Source organism: Mycobacterium sp. OAE908, assembly GCF_017872775.1.
In the GTDB taxonomy this organism is placed as follows: domain Bacteria; phylum Actinomycetota; class Actinomycetes; order Mycobacteriales; family Mycobacteriaceae; genus Mycobacterium.
Map to the genome: position 1 here is coordinate 1,939,269 of NZ_JAGGJL010000001.1, position 15,077 is coordinate 1,954,345.

Annotated in this window: 13 protein-coding genes and 2 tRNA genes; 11 read left to right on the forward strand and 4 right to left on the reverse strand. The window is 65.1% G+C overall.

Translation table 11 applies throughout. The features are described from left to right. Positions 1-3 precede the first annotated feature (3 nt). Positions 4-147: a 50S ribosomal protein L34 gene (gene rpmH, locus J3E61_RS09550; protein ID WP_015310228.1), complete on the reverse strand. Its 144-nt coding sequence runs from the start codon at positions 145-147 to the stop codon at positions 4-6. Positions 148-718: 571 nt separating this feature from the next. Between rpmH and dnaA the strand changes: the two genes are divergently transcribed. The 11 genes from dnaA to J3E61_RS09605 all read left to right on the forward strand — a co-directional run bounded on the left by dnaA (position 719) and on the right by J3E61_RS09605 (position 13,021). Further along, complete coding sequence (gene dnaA, locus J3E61_RS09555) at positions 719-2,221, forward strand: chromosomal replication initiator protein DnaA (RefSeq protein ID WP_210083387.1); 1,503 nt, start codon at positions 719-721, stop codon at positions 2,219-2,221. A gap of 557 nt (positions 2,222-2,778) precedes the next feature. Continuing rightward, a complete protein-coding gene (gene dnaN / locus J3E61_RS09560; RefSeq protein WP_210083388.1) occupies positions 2,779-3,978 on the forward strand; it encodes a DNA polymerase III subunit beta in 1,200 nt (399 codons plus the stop codon). A 31-nt stretch (positions 3,979-4,009) separates the two neighbouring features. After that, positions 4,010-4,903 (forward strand): decarboxylating 6-phosphogluconate dehydrogenase, encoded by an 894-nt coding sequence (gene gnd, locus J3E61_RS09565; protein ID WP_192724974.1) that lies wholly within the window; start codon positions 4,010-4,012, stop codon positions 4,901-4,903. After that, on the forward strand, positions 4,904-6,064 hold the full coding sequence (gene recF / locus J3E61_RS09570; protein ID WP_210083389.1) for a DNA replication/repair protein RecF: 1,161 nt from the start codon (positions 4,904-4,906) through the stop codon (positions 6,062-6,064). Next, on the forward strand, positions 6,061-6,627 hold the full coding sequence (locus J3E61_RS09575) for a DUF721 family protein (protein WP_192724976.1): 567 nt from the start codon (positions 6,061-6,063) through the stop codon (positions 6,625-6,627). Before recF ends, J3E61_RS09575 begins: the two co-directional genes overlap by 4 nt. A gap of 232 nt (positions 6,628-6,859) precedes the next feature. Further along, on the forward strand, positions 6,860-8,887 hold the full coding sequence (gene gyrB, locus J3E61_RS09580; protein WP_192724977.1) for a DNA topoisomerase (ATP-hydrolyzing) subunit B: 2,028 nt from the start codon (positions 6,860-6,862) through the stop codon (positions 8,885-8,887). Between the two features lie 35 nt (positions 8,888-8,922). Further along, positions 8,923-11,412 carry a DNA gyrase subunit A gene (gene gyrA / locus J3E61_RS09585; protein WP_192724978.1) on the forward strand — a complete coding sequence of 830 codons (2,490 nt, stop codon included), beginning with the start codon at positions 8,923-8,925 and terminating at the stop codon, positions 11,410-11,412. A 19-nt stretch (positions 11,413-11,431) separates the two neighbouring features. Next, a complete protein-coding gene (locus J3E61_RS09590) occupies positions 11,432-12,277 on the forward strand; it encodes a DUF3566 domain-containing protein (protein ID WP_210083390.1) in 846 nt (281 codons plus the stop codon). A gap of 92 nt (positions 12,278-12,369) precedes the next feature. Further along, positions 12,370-12,443: transfer RNA gene (locus tag J3E61_RS09595), tRNA-Ile, on the forward strand. Positions 12,444-12,573: 130 nt separating this feature from the next. After that, positions 12,574-12,646, forward strand: a tRNA-Ala gene (locus tag J3E61_RS09600). 18 nt (positions 12,647-12,664) lie between these two features. Beyond that, entirely contained in the window at positions 12,665-13,021 is a 357-nt protein-coding gene (locus tag J3E61_RS09605) for a hypothetical protein (RefSeq protein ID WP_210083391.1), read from the forward strand. Here J3E61_RS09605 and J3E61_RS09610 read toward each other — a convergent pair. From J3E61_RS09610 to J3E61_RS09620, 3 genes are all read right to left on the reverse strand, one after another. Continuing rightward, positions 13,015-13,245, reverse strand: coding sequence for a hypothetical protein (locus J3E61_RS09610; RefSeq protein ID WP_210083392.1), 231 nt, complete (start codon positions 13,243-13,245; stop codon positions 13,015-13,017). The two genes, J3E61_RS09605 and J3E61_RS09610, sit on opposite strands and share 7 nt — an antisense overlap. A 150-nt stretch (positions 13,246-13,395) precedes the next feature. After that, a complete protein-coding gene (locus J3E61_RS09615; RefSeq protein WP_192724982.1) occupies positions 13,396-13,653 on the reverse strand; it encodes a DUF2510 domain-containing protein in 258 nt (85 codons plus the stop codon). Between the two features lie 69 nt (positions 13,654-13,722). Further along, positions 13,723-15,075 (reverse strand): L-serine ammonia-lyase, encoded by a 1,353-nt coding sequence (locus tag J3E61_RS09620; RefSeq protein WP_210083393.1) that lies wholly within the window; start codon positions 15,073-15,075, stop codon positions 13,723-13,725. Positions 15,076-15,077 lie beyond the last annotated feature (2 nt).

Consider the following 15,077-nt stretch of genomic DNA (forward strand, 5'->3'; position numbering starts at 1 on the left):
GAATCACGCAGTCAGCTTGCGGCGCCCCTTGCCGCGCCGGTTCGACACGATCGCTCGACCGGCCCGGGTGCGCATCCGCAGCCGGAACCCATGCACCCGCGCGCGTCGGCGGTTGTTGGGCTGAAAGGTCCGCTTGCCCTTGGCCACGGCTGTTCACTCCTCGTTGCGTCTGGCATCCGCAACCCACGCCGATGAATCCTCATACCGGTGGGGACGCGATTGCCGTTGGTAAGCTCGTCCGTCTCGCTTGCTAACCGGCGCGGTCCCCATGATGTCGTGGGTCGCAGCCGTATCGCCACGTGCGGGCGACTGTTCGAGGGTACTGACGAGATTTCGCTGGGTCAAACCTCGCCCGAGCGATCGCTCTGCACCGCGCGCGGGTTCACATTCGCCCCAGCCGTCACGCGCCCCGAGTGAGCAAAAATCTACCTCCGCGGAATGTTGCAGAACGGTTGGCACTCGGGAAGAAAACTGTTAGCTTCTGCCAATGCCGATTCGATAACGAAACGGCGACAGACAACGAAGCGGAGATGCCAAACAGGTCGCGAGCCCACAGATTGCACCACCACTGTGACGAGCCCCGGCCCGCGGCGTCCACGCCGGTAGACAACAGAGCGACGACGACTGTCCTGTCTCCACAGCCTGTGGATAACTATGTGGACAGACCGTCATCGTTCCTTTGGTCGTCCCTGGATCGGCCTTTAGGGGGTTCTCGTCTTTGACAGCTGACCCCGATCCCCCATTCGTCGCCGTCTGGAACAACGTTGTTGCCGAACTCAACGGTGAGACCGACTCCGGCGAGACCATAAATGGGGACTCCACGCTCCCCACGCTTACCCCGCAGCAAAGAGCCTGGTTAAAGCTGGTCCAGCCGCTCGTCATCGCCGAGGGATTTGCCCTGCTGTCGGTGCCGACGCCGTTTGTGCAAAACGAGATCGAACGTCATCTGCGCGAACCGATCATCACCGCGCTCAGCCGTCAGCTCGGACAGCGCGTCGAGCTGGGTGTGCGCATCGCCGCGCCGGCGGTCACTGAGCCCGACGAGGGCGTCAACGGCTTCGCGGCAGCGGCGGCCAACACGGAACCCGACGAGGTCGACGAAGTCTCGGAGGCCCTCGCCAGTGCCGAGGAAAGCTGGCCGACCTACTTCTCGAACCGGCCGCAGAACACGCCCGCCGGCGAGCCAACCGCGGTCAATCTCAACCGCCGCTACACCTTCGACACGTTCGTCATCGGGGCGTCCAACAGATTCGCTCACGCCGCGAGTCTCGCGATTGCTGAGGCGCCCGCGCGGGCCTACAACCCGTTGTTCATCTGGGGTGAGTCCGGACTCGGCAAGACCCATCTTTTGCACGCCGCCGGCAACTACGCCCAGCGATTGTTTCCGGGCATGCGCGTCAAGTACGTGTCGACCGAAGAATTCACCAACGACTTCATCAACTCTCTGCGCGACGACCGCAAAGCGTCGTTCAAGCGCAGCTACCGCGACATCGACGTGCTCCTGGTCGACGACATCCAGTTCATCGAGGGCAAGGAAGGCATTCAGGAAGAGTTCTTCCATACCTTCAACACGCTGCACAACGCGAACAAGCAGATCGTGATCTCCTCGGATCGGCCGCCCAAGCAGCTGGCCACGCTGGAAGACCGGTTGCGCACCCGGTTCGAATGGGGGCTGATCACCGACGTTCAGCCGCCCGAACTTGAGACCCGCATCGCGATTCTGCGCAAGAAGGCGCAGATGGACCGGCTTGACGTGCCGGGTGACGTGCTCGAGCTCATCGCCAGCAGCATCGAACGCAACATCCGCGAACTCGAGGGCGCGCTGATCCGAGTCACCGCGTTCGCCTCGCTGAACAAGACGCCGATCGACAAGTCACTCGCCGAGATCGTGCTGCGCGACCTGATCGCCGATGCAGGCACCATGCAGATCAGCACCGCGGCGATCATGGCCGCCACCGCCGAGTACTTCCAAACCAGCGTCGAAGAACTCCGCGGGCCCGGCAAGACACGGGCGCTGGCACAGTCGCGCCAAATCGCCATGTACCTGTGCCGCGAACTCACCGATCTGTCCCTGCCCAAGATCGGGCAGGCGTTCGGCCGTGACCACACCACGGTCATGTATGCCGAAAAGAAGATCCGCGGCGAGATGGCTGAACGCCGAGAGGTGTTCGATCACGTCAAGGAACTCACAACGCGAATCCGCCAGCGCTCCAAGCGCTGACCGACGTTCTGCTGTCCGTTTGTCGTCCCACACTCCCGGGGCGAGGAGCTTCTGCGCGGGTACAGACAAAAAATCTCCGAAAAACTTTGGCATCGTCGGCATCACTTGTCACAGAGCAGCCGTGTGGATGCCGATGTGGACAACTTGCTACCAAGTTCCGGATTACTCGGTGCTTTCTTCACAACACCGCCGAAGTCCACAATGCAGCGACGATCCGCGGCGAATTGTCCACAATTCCCTCACACGCCGACACGCATGGCACGCTGCGCCGACACCCGGTTATCCCCAATGTGCACAACCCCTAATACTGTTGCTCATATATCTCCGAAGTTTCTCCTTAGAAGAAGCCACCTGGGGACACATCGATTCTCAGTGCGCCGAGCCGCTTTGCGACGGCGGATGTCACCCCGATCGATTAGCTTTCAAGTTGAGCCGGAAAGCTCTACGGTGGTTCATCGACAGCCGTTACGGTCGTTGGGACGCATCGGGGAGACGCGGCGCGAGACACCGGAAAACCGCTGGTTAGACCTTGTTGTGGTGTGTATCGAAGGGACGCTATGGACGTGGCGACGACAACCGCTGGTCTCACCGATTTGAAGTTCCGGTTAGTTCGTGAAGACTTCGCCGACGCCGTGGCCTGGGTCGCCAGGAATTTGCCGTCCAGACCGACGGTGCCCGTCCTGGCCGGTGTGTTGCTCACCGGGTCCGATGACGGGCTGACGATCTCCGGATTCGACTACGAAGTGTCGGCCGAGGTGCGGGTTGCAGCCGAAATCGCTTCTCCCGGAAGCGTTTTGGTGTCCGGTCGGCTGCTGTCCGACATCACGAGGGCACTGCCCGCCAAACCGGTCGACGTCAGCGTCGAAGGCACCCGGGTTTCGTTGACGTGCGGCAGTGCCCGGTTCTCGTTGCCGACCATGGCCGTCGAGGACTACCCGGCGCTGCCGGCACTGCCCGAGGACACGGGTGTCATTTCGTCGCAGCTGTTCGGTGAGGCCATCGGCCAGGTCGCTGTCGCCGCCGGTCGCGACGACACACTCCCGATGCTGACGGGCATTCGCGTCGAGATCTCCGGCGAGAAGGTCGTTTTGGCGGCCACCGACCGCTTCCGTCTCGCGGTGCGCGAACTCACTTGGTCAACGGAGTCGGCTGACATCGAGGCCGCGGTGCTGGTGCCGGCCAAGACCTTGGCGGAGGCGGCGAAGGCGGGGACGGACGGCGCCGATGTGCACCTGTCGCTCGGCGCCGGAGCAGCGGTCGGCAAGGAAGGCCTGCTCGGTATTCGCAGCGACGGCAAGCGCAGCACCACCCGTCTGCTCGACGCGGAGTTCCCGAAGTTTCGTCAGCTGCTGCCCGCCGAGCACACGGCGATCGCGACCATCGGCGTCGCCGAGCTCGCCGAGGCGATCAAGCGTGTGGCCCTGGTCGCCGACCGCGGTGCGCAGGTGCGGATGGAGTTCGCCGACGATGTGCTGCGGCTGTCGGCAGGCGCCGACGACGTCGGCCGCGCGGAAGAAGATCTTCCGGTCACGTTCTCCGGTGACCCGCTGACAATCGCGTTCAACCCGACATATCTCACCGACGGGCTGGGCTCGCTGCATTCGGAGCGCGTGACGTTTGGTTTCACGACACCCAGCCGTCCCGCTGTGTTGCGCCCGGCAGGTGAGGATGATGGGTCTGTCGGCGCAAGTGGCCCGTTCCCGGCCGCCCAAACCGACTACGTGTACCTGTTGATGCCGGTGCGGCTCCCGGGCTGACCGGCCCTACCGCCACGAAAGAGGCGCGCACATGCAATTAGGTCTCGTCGGCCTGGGCAAAATGGGTTTCAACATGCGGGAGCGCCTGCGCGAGGGCGGCCACGAGGTGATCGGCTACGACCCGAGGCCAGAGGTCACCGACGTGCCGACACTTGCGGCGCTCGCCGAAGCGCTACCCACACCACGAGTCGTGTGGGTGATGGTGCCTTCGGGCACGGTCACCCACGAAACCATCACCGCCCTTGCCGACGTACTCGGCTCTGGTGACTTGGTGATCGACGGCGGCAACTCCCGCTATACCGAAGACGAGCCGCACGCAAAACTGTTGAACGACAAGGGAATCGCGTTCATCGACGCAGGCGTGTCGGGCGGGATCTGGGGTTTGAAGGAAGGCTACGGCCTGATGGTCGGCGGTAGTGATGCCGACGTCGAGCGGGCGATGCCGATCTTCGATGTGCTGCGTCCGCCGGGCCCCCGCGAAGACGGTTTCGTCCATGCCGGCCCGGTCGGGGCAGGCCATTTCACCAAGATGGTCCACAACGGTGTCGAATACGCGCTGATGACCGCGTATGCCGAGGGCTACGAGCTGCTGGCCGCAGAAGACCTGGTCAAGAATCCGCAAGCCGTCTATCAGGCGTGGACGAACGGCACCGTGGTGCGGTCGTGGCTGCAGCAGCTGCTGGCCAGGGCACTCAAGGAAGATCCCAAACTCGCCGACATTTCCGGCTATACCGAGGATTCCGGCGAAGGTCGGTGGACGGTGGAGGAGGCGATTCGGTTGCGGGTACCGGTGCCGGGCATCGCCGCATCGCTTTTCGCCCGGTTCTTGTCGCGCCAGGACGACTCGCCGACCATGAAAGCCGTCGCCGCGCTGAGGAACCAGTTCGGTGGCCATGCGGTCAAGCGTGTGAGCGAGTCGGGATAGGTGTACGTCCGCCGTCTGGGTTTGCAAGACTTCCGGTCCTGGCCGCAGGCCGACCTGGAGTTGGAGCCCGGCCGGACCGTGTTCGTCGGGCCCAACGGCTTCGGCAAGACGAATCTCGTTGAGGCGCTGTGGTATTCGTCGACCTTGGGTTCGCATCGGGTCGCATCGGATGCGCCGCTGATTCGGGCAGGCGCCGAACGAGCCGTGGTGTCGACGATTGTCGTCAACGAGGGTCGCGAGCTGGCCATCGACTTGGAGATCACCGCCGGCCGCGCCAACAAGGCACGGCTCAACCGCTCCCCCGTACGGTCGGCGCGCGAGGTGCTCGGTGTGTTGCGCGCGGTGCTGTTCGCGCCTGAGGACCTCGCGCTGGTACGCGGCGACCCCGGCGAACGCCGCCGCTACCTGGACGAACTCGCGACCACTCGGCGGCCCCGGGTCGCCGGGATCCGTGCGGATTACGACAAGGTGCTGCGCCAGCGCGCCGCTCTGCTCAAGACCGCGGGACCGGCGCGCCACCGCGGTGACCGCAGCGTGCTCGACACTCTCGATGTGTGGGACGGACACCTCGCCGCACACGGTGCGCAACTGATCGCGGCCCGGGTGGAGCTGGTCACCCAACTGTCCCCCGAAGTCGAAAAGGCCTATCAACTGCTGGCGCCGGCATCGCGACCGGCCGCGATCCAGTACCGCAGCGGCGTCGACGTGATCGAGGCGGAGGCCGCGGCCGGCAACGACGATGTAGAGGTATTGGAGGCCGCGCTGCTGGATGCGCTGGCCCGACGCCGCGACGCCGAACTGGAGCGCGGGGTCTGTCTCGTCGGTCCACACCGCGATGATCTCGAGCTGCGGCTCGGTGATCACGTCGCGAAAGGCTTTGCGAGCCATGGCGAATCGTGGTCGATGGCGCTGGCGCTGCGGCTGGCGGCTTATGAACTGTTGCGCGCCGACGGCAGTGATCCGGTGCTGTTGCTCGACGACGTGTTCGCCGAACTCGACAACGCGCGTCGGCAAGCGCTGGCCAACGTCGCGGCCAATGCGGAACAGGTCCTGGTGACGGCCGCGGTGAACGACGACATTCCAACGGATTGGGATGCGCGTCGGATCGAGATCACGATGAGCGAGGAAGACAGCGGCCGAGTCTCGATGGTGGTGCCATGACATCCGAAGATGAAGACGACACAGCGGCAGGTCCACCCGCGCACCTGAGCGGTCTCGCCGGGATGGATTTGGTCAGACGAACCCTGGAAGAAGCCCGGGGGGCGGCGCGGGTCCAGGGCAAGGACGTCGGCCGCGGCCGCAACGCACCGGTTCGTCGGCGGGTGGCCGGGAACAGTCGTCGGCGCTGGTCAGGCCCTGGTCCGGACTCCCGGGATCCGCAACTGCTGGGGTCGCTGACAGCGGACTTGGCGCGCAGCCGCGGGTGGTCGGGCCGGGTCGCCGAGGGATCGGTGTTCGGCCGATGGCACGGGCTGGTCGGCGAGCAGATCGCCGCACATGCCACGCCGACGTCACTGCATGACGGAGTGCTCACGGTGTCGGCCGAGTCGACGGCCTGGGCCACGCAGTTGCGGATGGTGCAGGCGCAGCTGTTGGCGAAGATCGCCGCCGCCGTCGGGGACGGAGTGGTGACGTCGCTGAAAATCGTCGGGCCGGTGGCCCCGTCGTGGCGGAAGGGCCGGTATCACATCGCCGGCCGCGGGCCCCGCGACACGTACGGATGACCGGCGTTCCGCCGGTGCGCTGAGAGCCGCCTGAAGGCCGCGAGCCTACCTCTTAAGCGACTTCACGCACCTGAGATCGAAAAATTCCACAGGCGGCGCAAATAGGTATGTAGAAACGCCGCCTCAGAATCGGTCCTGACGGTGCGTGACGGTAGACTGGTTGCATGACTTGCCGGCGGTAACAGATCACCGCCAAAGCCCACCCCCAAAGAGAGTAGGGAAGCTACCGCCCGTGGCTGCTGCGAAAAAGAAAGCACAGGAACAGTACGGTGCCGATTCGATCAAGGTCTTGGAGGGTCTCGAAGCCGTCCGCAAACGACCCGGCATGTATATCGGGTCCACCGGTGAGCGGGGCTTGCACCACCTCATCTGGGAGGTAGTGGACAACGCGGTCGACGAGGCGATGGCCGGGTTCGCCGATGCGGTGGCGGTCCGGCTCCTCGACGACGGGGGCGTGGAGGTCACCGACAACGGGCGTGGCATCCCGGTGGCGATGCACTCCACCGGAATCCCCACCGTCGACGTGGTGATGACGGTGCTGCACGCAGGCGGCAAGTTCGAAGAAGGCGCGTACAGCGTCTCCGGCGGCCTGCACGGTGTCGGCGTCTCGGTCGTCAACGCGCTGTCCACCAGGCTCGAGGCGGACATCCGCACCGACGGCTACGAGTGGTTCCAGACCTACGACAATTCGATACCCGGCACCCTCAAGCAGGGCGAGAAGACGAAGAAGACCGGCACCACGATCAGGTTCTGGGCCGACCCCAACGTCTTCGAGACCACCAACTACGACTTCGAGACCGTCGCGCGGCGCCTGCAGGAAATGGCGTTCCTCAACAAGGGACTGACCATCACGCTCACCGATGAGCGCGTCACTGCCGCGGAGGTCACCGACGAGGTCGTCAGCGACACCGCCGAGGCACCCAAGTCAGCCGAGGAGCAAGCGGCCGAAGCGGCGGGTCCGCACAAGGTGAAGCACCGCACCTTCCACTACCCCGGCGGCCTGGTCGACTTCGTCAAGCACATCAACCGCACCAAGACGCCGATCCACCAGAGCATCGTCGATTTCTCCGGCAAGGGAGAAGGTCACGAGGTCGAGGTCGCGATGCAATGGAACGCCGGCTACTCCGAATCGGTGCACACCTTCGCCAACACGATCAACACCCACGAAGGCGGCACCCACGAAGAGGGCTTCCGTGCGGCGTTGACGACCGTGGTGAACAAGTACGCCAAGGACAAGAAGCTCCTCAAAGACAAGGACCCGAACCTCACAGGCGACGACATCCGTGAGGGGTTGGCCGCGGTGATCTCGGTCAAGGTCGCCGAACCTCAGTTCGAGGGGCAGACCAAGACGAAGCTGGGCAACACCGAGGTGAAGTCGTTCGTGCAGAAGATCTGCAACGAGCAGGTGAGCCACTGGTTCGAGGCCAACCCGGCTGAGGCGAAAACCGTTGTGAACAAGGCGGTTTCGTCTGCGCAGGCGCGCCTTGCAGCGCGCAAGGCCCGCGAGCTGGTGCGCCGCAAGAGCGCCACCGACATCGGCGGCCTGCCGGGCAAGTTGGCGGACTGCCGCTCGACGGATCCGCGCAAGTCGGAACTGTATGTGGTGGAGGGCGATTCGGCCGGTGGCTCGGCGAAGAGCGGCCGCGATTCGATGTTCCAGGCGATCCTGCCGCTGCGCGGCAAGATCATCAACGTCGAGAAGGCCCGCATCGACCGGGTGCTGAAAAACACTGAAGTGCAGGCGATCATCACCGCGCTCGGCACCGGTATTCACGACGAGTTCGATCTCGCCAAGCTGCGGTATCACAAGATCGTGCTGATGGCCGACGCGGACGTCGACGGCCAGCACATCTCGACGCTGCTGCTGACGCTGCTGTTCCGGTTCATGAAGCCGCTGATCGAGAACGGGCATGTGTTCCTGGCGCAGCCGCCGCTGTACAAGCTGAAGTGGCAGCGCAGCGAGCCCGAGTTCGCGTACTCAGACCGCGAACGCGACGGTCTGCTCGAAGCGGGCAAGAAGGCAGGCCGCAAGATCAACACCGACGACGGCATCCAGCGATACAAGGGTCTTGGTGAGATGGACGCCAAGGAACTGTGGGAGACCACCATGGATCCTTCGGTGCGGGTGCTGCGGCAGGTGACGCTCGATGACGCGGCCGCTGCCGACGAGTTGTTCTCGATCCTGATGGGCGAGGACGTCGAGGCGCGCCGCAGCTTCATCACGCGCAACGCCAAAGACGTTCGCTTCCTTGATGTTTAACGCCGGATTCAACCACCAATAAGGCTGAAACTCTTATGACTGAAACCTTGCCGCCCGAGGGCGACCGCATCGAACCTGTCGACATTCAGCAGGAGATGCAGCGCAGCTACATCGACTATGCGATGAGCGTGATCGTCGGCCGGGCCCTGCCGGAGGTCCGCGACGGCCTCAAGCCGGTGCACCGCCGGGTGCTCTACGCGATGTATGACTCGGGCTTCCGGCCGGACCGCAGCCACGCGAAATCGGCGCGCTCCGTTGCCGAGACGATGGGTAACTACCACCCCCACGGTGACTCGTCGATTTACGACACCCTGGTGCGCATGGCGCAGCCGTGGTCGCTGCGTTACCCGCTCGTCGACGGCCAGGGCAACTTCGGCTCGCCGGGTAACGACCCGCCGGCCGCCATGCGGTACACCGAAGCGCGGCTTACTCCGCTCGCTATGGAGATGCTGCGCGAAATCGACGAGGAGACAGTCGATTTCATCCCGAACTACGACGGTCGGGTGCAGGAGCCGACGGTTCTGCCGAGCCGGTTCCCGAACCTGCTCGCCAACGGGTCGGGCGGCATCGCGGTCGGCATGGCAACCAACATGCCACCGCACAATCTGCGCGAGTTGGCCGACGCCGTGTACTGGTGTCTGGAGAACCACGAAGCCGACGAAGAGGCGACGTTGGCCGCGGTGACCGAGTACGTCAAGGGCCCGGACTTCCCCACCTACGGCCTGATCGTGGGCTCGCAGGGCATCAGCGACACCTATGCGACCGGCCGCGGATCCATCCGCATGCGCGGTGTGTGTGAGATCGAGGAGGACAACCGCGGGCGCACCGGGATCGTCATCACCGAGCTCCCGTATCAGGTGAACCACGACAACTTCATCACCTCGATCGCCGAGCAGGTGCGCGACGGCAAGCTCGCCGGGATCTCCAACATCGAAGACCAGTCCAGCGACCGTGTCGGCCTGCGAATCGTGGTGGAGCTCAAGCGCGATGCCGTCGCGAAGGTGGTGCTGAACAACCTCTACAAGCACACCCAGCTGCAGACCAGCTTCGGCGCCAACATGCTGGCCATCGTCGACGGCGTGCCCCGCACCCTGCGACTCGACCAGCTGATCCGGCACTACGTCAACCATCAGCTCGACGTCATCGTCCGGCGCACCACTTACCGGCTGCGCAAGGCCAACGAGCGGGCCCACATCCTGCGCGGTTTGGTCAAGGCGCTCGATGCACTCGACGAAGTGATCGCGTTGATCCGGGCATCGGAGACCGTCGACGTCGCCAGGCAGGGCCTGATCGAGTTGCTCGACATCGACGACATCCAGGCCCAGGCCATCCTGGACATGCAGCTGCGCAGGCTGGCCGCCCTGGAACGTCAGAAGATCGTCGACGACCTGGCCAAGATCGAGGCCGAGATCGCCGACCTGGAAGACATCCTGGCCAAGCCGGAGCGGCAGCGCGCCATCGTGCGCGACGAGCTCAAGGAGATCGTCGACAAGTACGGCGACGACCGTCGGACCCGCATCATCGCGGCCGACGGCGACGTCAACGACGAGGACCTGATCGCCCGCGAGGACGTGGTCGTCACGATCACCGAAACCGGCTACGCCAAGCGCACGAAGACAGACCTTTACCGCAGCCAAAAGCGGGGCGGCAAGGGTGTGCAGGGCGCGGGGCTCAAGCAGGACGACATCGTCAACCACTTCTTCGTGTGTTCGACGCACGACTGGATCCTGTTCTTCACCACGCAGGGTCGGGTGTACCGCGCCAAGGCGTACGACCTGCCCGAGGCGTCGCGCACCGCGCGCGGTCAGCACGTCGCGAACCTGCTGGCCTTCCAGCCGGAGGAGCGCATCGCCCAGGTCATCCAGATCAAGAGCTACGAGGATGCGCCGTACCTGGTGCTGGCGACGAAGAACGGTCTGGTCAAGAAGTCCAAGCTGACCGACTTCGACTCCAACCGCTCGGGCGGCATCGTCGCGGTGAACCTGCGCGACGGGGACGAACTCGTCGGCGCCGTACTGTGCTCGTCGGAGGACGACCTGCTGCTGGTGTCGGCCAAGGGCCAGTCGATCCGCTTCTCAGCAACCGACGAGGCACTGCGGCCGATGGGTCGCGCCACCTCCGGTGTGCAGGGCATGCGCTTCAACGAAGAGGACAAGCTGCTGTCGTTGAATGTGGTCCAACCGGACACGTATTTGCTGGTCGCGACGGCCGGCGGCTACTCCAAGCGGACCGCGATCGACGAGTACCCGGTTCAGGGTCGCGGCGGCAAAGGGGTGCTGACGATCCAGTTCGACAAGCGTCGTGGCAGTCTGGTCGGAGCGTTGATCGTCGATGACGACACGGAGTTGTACGCCATCACCTCGGGCGGGGGCGTCATCCGGACGGCGGCTCGCCAGGTCCGCAAGGCCGGGCGGCAGACCAAGGGCGTTCGGTTGATGAACCTGGGCGAGGGCGACACACTGGTTGCTATTGCGCGCAACGCTGAGGAGACCGACGCCGACGCGGCCGAGGTCGACGCAACGTAACGACGATAAGGAGCCGTAGGTGAGTTCACCGAACGAGCCGGGATACCCGCGCGCGGGTGACGCCGCCGGTAGCGCCAACGGCTCCCCGGGCGGACCGCCATCGCAGGACGGCGGTTCGGTCGGCAACTCGGCTTCGCGGGGCGGCGACGTCCCCCCGTGGCAGCGGGGGCCGGCCGCACGTGCGGGCCGACAGCCACAACGGCAGTCCTCTGAGCCGGGAAGTCCAGGAGGGTCGCCGGTCGATGCCCGGCTCAACCGCTTCATCGGCGGATCGGGCGCACCGACCCCGGCGCCGGTGCACGAGCAGGAAGGTCCGCCACGGGGCGAGCGCACCGAGGCCGTGCGGCCCGAGGCCTACGCCAGCGAGCTGCCCGACCTCTCGGGCCCGACGCCGCGCTCGCCGCAGCCGCGCAAGCCGGCGCCTGAGCAACGCCCGTCGTCGGAACCGGCCAGCAGGACCTCGGCCGGCAGCCGCTTGCAGGTCGGCAATCGACACAAGGGCCCGGTGCGGGCCAGCATGCAGATCCGGCGGGTCGACCCGTGGAGCACGCTGAAGGTGTCGCTGGTGTTGTCGGTCGCGTTGTTCTTCGTGTGGATGATCGCGGTCGCGTTCCTCTACCTGGTGCTCGGCGGCATGGGCGTGTGGAGCAAGCTGAACAGCAACGTCGGCGACCTGCTGACCAGCACCGGCGGCAGCTCCGGCGGCGAGTTGGTGTCCAGCGGAACGATCTTCGGCGGCGCGGCCTTGATCGGGCTGGTGAACATCGTGCTGCTGACCGCGATGGCGACAGCGGGGGCTTTCATCTACAACCTGACCACCGATCTTGTGGGTGGTGTCGAGGTCACCCTGGCTGATCGAGATTGAGGTCCGGCGGGCAGGAGCGCAGCGACTAGGGGATCGAGTTTGGGCGGCGGCCTACCGTTGCGGTAATCTCGTCGCTCGGCCGTGCGGATTTCGGGGCTATAGCTCAGGCGGTTAGAGCGCTTCGCTGATAACGAAGAGGTCGGAGGTTCGAGTCCTCCTAGCCCCACGGAAAGGTGCAATACCTTGAAGCTGGTGTTCGTGCTCGCCGCTATCGCTGTCGCGGTGATCGTGTGGCGGTCACGGCACGGCGTCGAGGTGTGGCATGCGGCAGCGGACACGCCGGCCTGACCGAATCAGGGGCCTTAGCTCAGTTGGTAGAGCGCTACCTTTGCAAGGTAGATGTCAGGAGTTCGATTCTCCTAGGCTCCACAAATAACACGGAAACATATGGAAGCGATCGGTTCGCGGCGACGCAACCAGCCTGCGCCGCCGCGCTTTGTGTTCGAAGACCTCTGTGATCCGCACCGGCAACCGGCGCGGCCCTGGTTGCAACTCCTGGACGACGAGGTCGAGCCTGTCGTCCTCGAGTCGCACGAATACGACCGGGTGGTGTGGTCATCGCTGTGGCTGAAGCGGCCCGATGCTCGCCTGCAATTCGACCTGGTGGACGCCGATGGCGGCACCGATCTGCGCTGGACCCTGTATGTCGACGAGCCCGTCCCTGATCCGGCGCTCACCGGGCACATGCGCAAGCGCGTGAACGAACTCATCAATGCCAACCTGCGCTACACCTACGGTCAGTGACGGCCGCGGTGATGGAACACCAATCCGCCGTCGCCGTAGAACGGGTACTGCGGCTGGAACTGGATCGTCGGCTGCAGCGCGCTTACCTGCGCGTTGCCGTCCGTCTGACAGACGCTCGCGCTTCCGGTGAAACTGCACGGCGGTGGCGTGGCGTCGGCCGGGGCGAGCGGTGCGATCGCGATCGCGGCGGCGCCTCCCGCTGCGAGTAAGAGCGGGGCAATCATGGTGCGGATCTTCATTGGTTCGGCCTTTCGGGTGTCAAGCAGTTCGGAGTGAACTTGCTTGTGGCCGAACGTATGTGGCCGAGGTAGGTGCTGGCACGGTTGTGCGCACAAGCCGCGCAACGAGCGATTCTCAGGTTGTGCGCATTGTGCTCAACGTCGAGGCTCGGTCTGAGCCGTCCAGACCCTGCCGTCGAAGTAGCGCATCGAATCGGGGTCGTTTTGGTCCGGGTACCACCCCGGCGCCAACCCACTCGTGGCGGGCGGCTGCCTCACGACGGGCGGTTCCGCGTACGTCCGCGGTTCCCTGGGTGCGAGCGCCATTCGGACAGCCCACACGACGACAGCGATGATGACGATGACGATCAGCAGCCAAATCAGCGACTGAAGCGAGCCGGCGATATCCGTCATAGCGCCCTCCTGGATGGTCCAATCGGCGGTTACGACCGGGTACCCCCGCCCCGAGGCCTGAAAACCGGGTCAGCACTCCACCACGTTGAGGGCCAAGCCACCCTTCGACGTCTCCTTGTACTTGTCCTTCATGTCGGCGCCGGTATCGCGCATGGTCTTGATCGCGGTGTCGAGGCTGACGTGATGAGTTCCGTCGCCGTGCAACGCCATTCGCGCCGCGGTGATCGCCTTCACCGACGCGACGGCATTGCGCTCGATGCACGGAATCTGCACCAGGCCGCCGACCGGATCACAGGTCAACCCCAGGTTGTGTTCGATGCCGATCTCGGCGGCGTTCTCCACCTGAGCCGGCGTGCCGCCCATCACCGCCGCCAGCCCGGCTGCGGCCATCGAGCAGGCCGATCCGACCTCGCCCTGACAGCCGACCTCTGCACCGGAGATCGACGCGTTGGCCTTGAACAGTTGACCGATCGCGCTCGCCGTCAACAGGAACTCCACGACGCCGTCGTCGGTGGCACCAGGCACGAACCGCGAATAGTAGTGCAGCACAGCGGGAATCACGCCAGCTGCACCGTTCGTCGGTGCCGTCACGACGCGGCCGCCGCCCGCGTTCTCCTCGTTCACCGCCAACGCGTACACCGTCACCCAGTCCATCGCGTACAACGGGTCGTCGGGATCCAGCGACTCGGCCAGCAGCTGTGCGCGGCGTTTGACGCGAAGCTTGCCCGGCAGCGTGCCCGTCGCCGCCAGCCCGGCCTCGACGCATTCCCGCATCGCCGCCCAAATGCGCAGCAGCCCGGTTCGCAGGTCGGTCTCGCGGCCCATCGCGGCCTCGTTGTGCGCCATCAACTCCGCGATGCTGCAGCCGTTCGATGTGGCCAGCCGCACGAGTTCTTCGGCGGAGTTGAACGGGTACGGAACGACGATGTCCTCGTGGGGTCCCGACTCGGCTTCCTGTTCGTCGACGACGAATCCGCCGCCGACCGAGTAGTACGTCCGCTTGCTCAGTTCATCGCCGCCGCTGTCGAAGGCGGTGAACACCATGCCGTTGCTGTGAAAAGCCATGGCGCGCAACGACAAAACGATGTCTGCGCTGTGGTCGAACTGGATCGTGTGCGAGCCGGCCAATTGCAGCTTGCCGCCGGTGTTGACCTCTTCCACCCGGCCTCGCGCGACAACCGGATCGACCGTCTCGGGCTCGCAGTCCTCCAGCCCGAGCACCACGGCGCCAGGTGTGCCGTGTCCCGCGCCGGTGGCTCCCAGTGAGCCGTAGAGCTCGATCCGTACCCGCGCCACGTTGGCCAGCAGCCCGTCGTCGGCGAGATGACGCGCGAACCGGCCTGCGGCGCGCATCGGCCCGACGGTGTGCGAGCTGGACGGCCCGATGCCGATCGAGAACAGATCGAAGACGGAGACGGCCATGA

What these genes read in the sequence shown, in the direction of transcription:
- dnaN (WP_210083388.1), top strand. Translation starts at nt 2,779, where the DNA reads ATGGACGTGGCGACGACAACCGCTGGTCTCACCGATTTGAAGTTCCGG.
- gnd (WP_192724974.1), top strand. Translation starts at nt 4,010, where the DNA reads ATGCAATTAGGTCTCGTCGGCCTGGGCAAAATGGGTTTCAACATGCGG.
- J3E61_RS09575 (WP_192724976.1), top strand. Translation starts at nt 6,061, where the DNA reads ATGACATCCGAAGATGAAGACGACACAGCGGCAGGTCCACCCGCGCAC.
- gyrA (WP_192724978.1), top strand. Translation starts at nt 8,923, where the DNA reads ATGACTGAAACCTTGCCGCCCGAGGGCGACCGCATCGAACCTGTCGAC.
- J3E61_RS09605 (WP_210083391.1), top strand. Translation starts at nt 12,665, where the DNA reads ATGGAAGCGATCGGTTCGCGGCGACGCAACCAGCCTGCGCCGCCGCGC.
- J3E61_RS09610 (WP_210083392.1), bottom strand. Translation starts at nt 13,245, where the DNA reads ATGATTGCCCCGCTCTTACTCGCAGCGGGAGGCGCCGCCGCGATCGCG.
- J3E61_RS09615 (WP_192724982.1), bottom strand. Translation starts at nt 13,653, where the DNA reads ATGACGGATATCGCCGGCTCGCTTCAGTCGCTGATTTGGCTGCTGATC.
- J3E61_RS09620 (WP_210083393.1), bottom strand. Translation starts at nt 15,075, where the DNA reads ATGGCCGTCTCCGTCTTCGATCTGTTCTCGATCGGCATCGGGCCGTCC.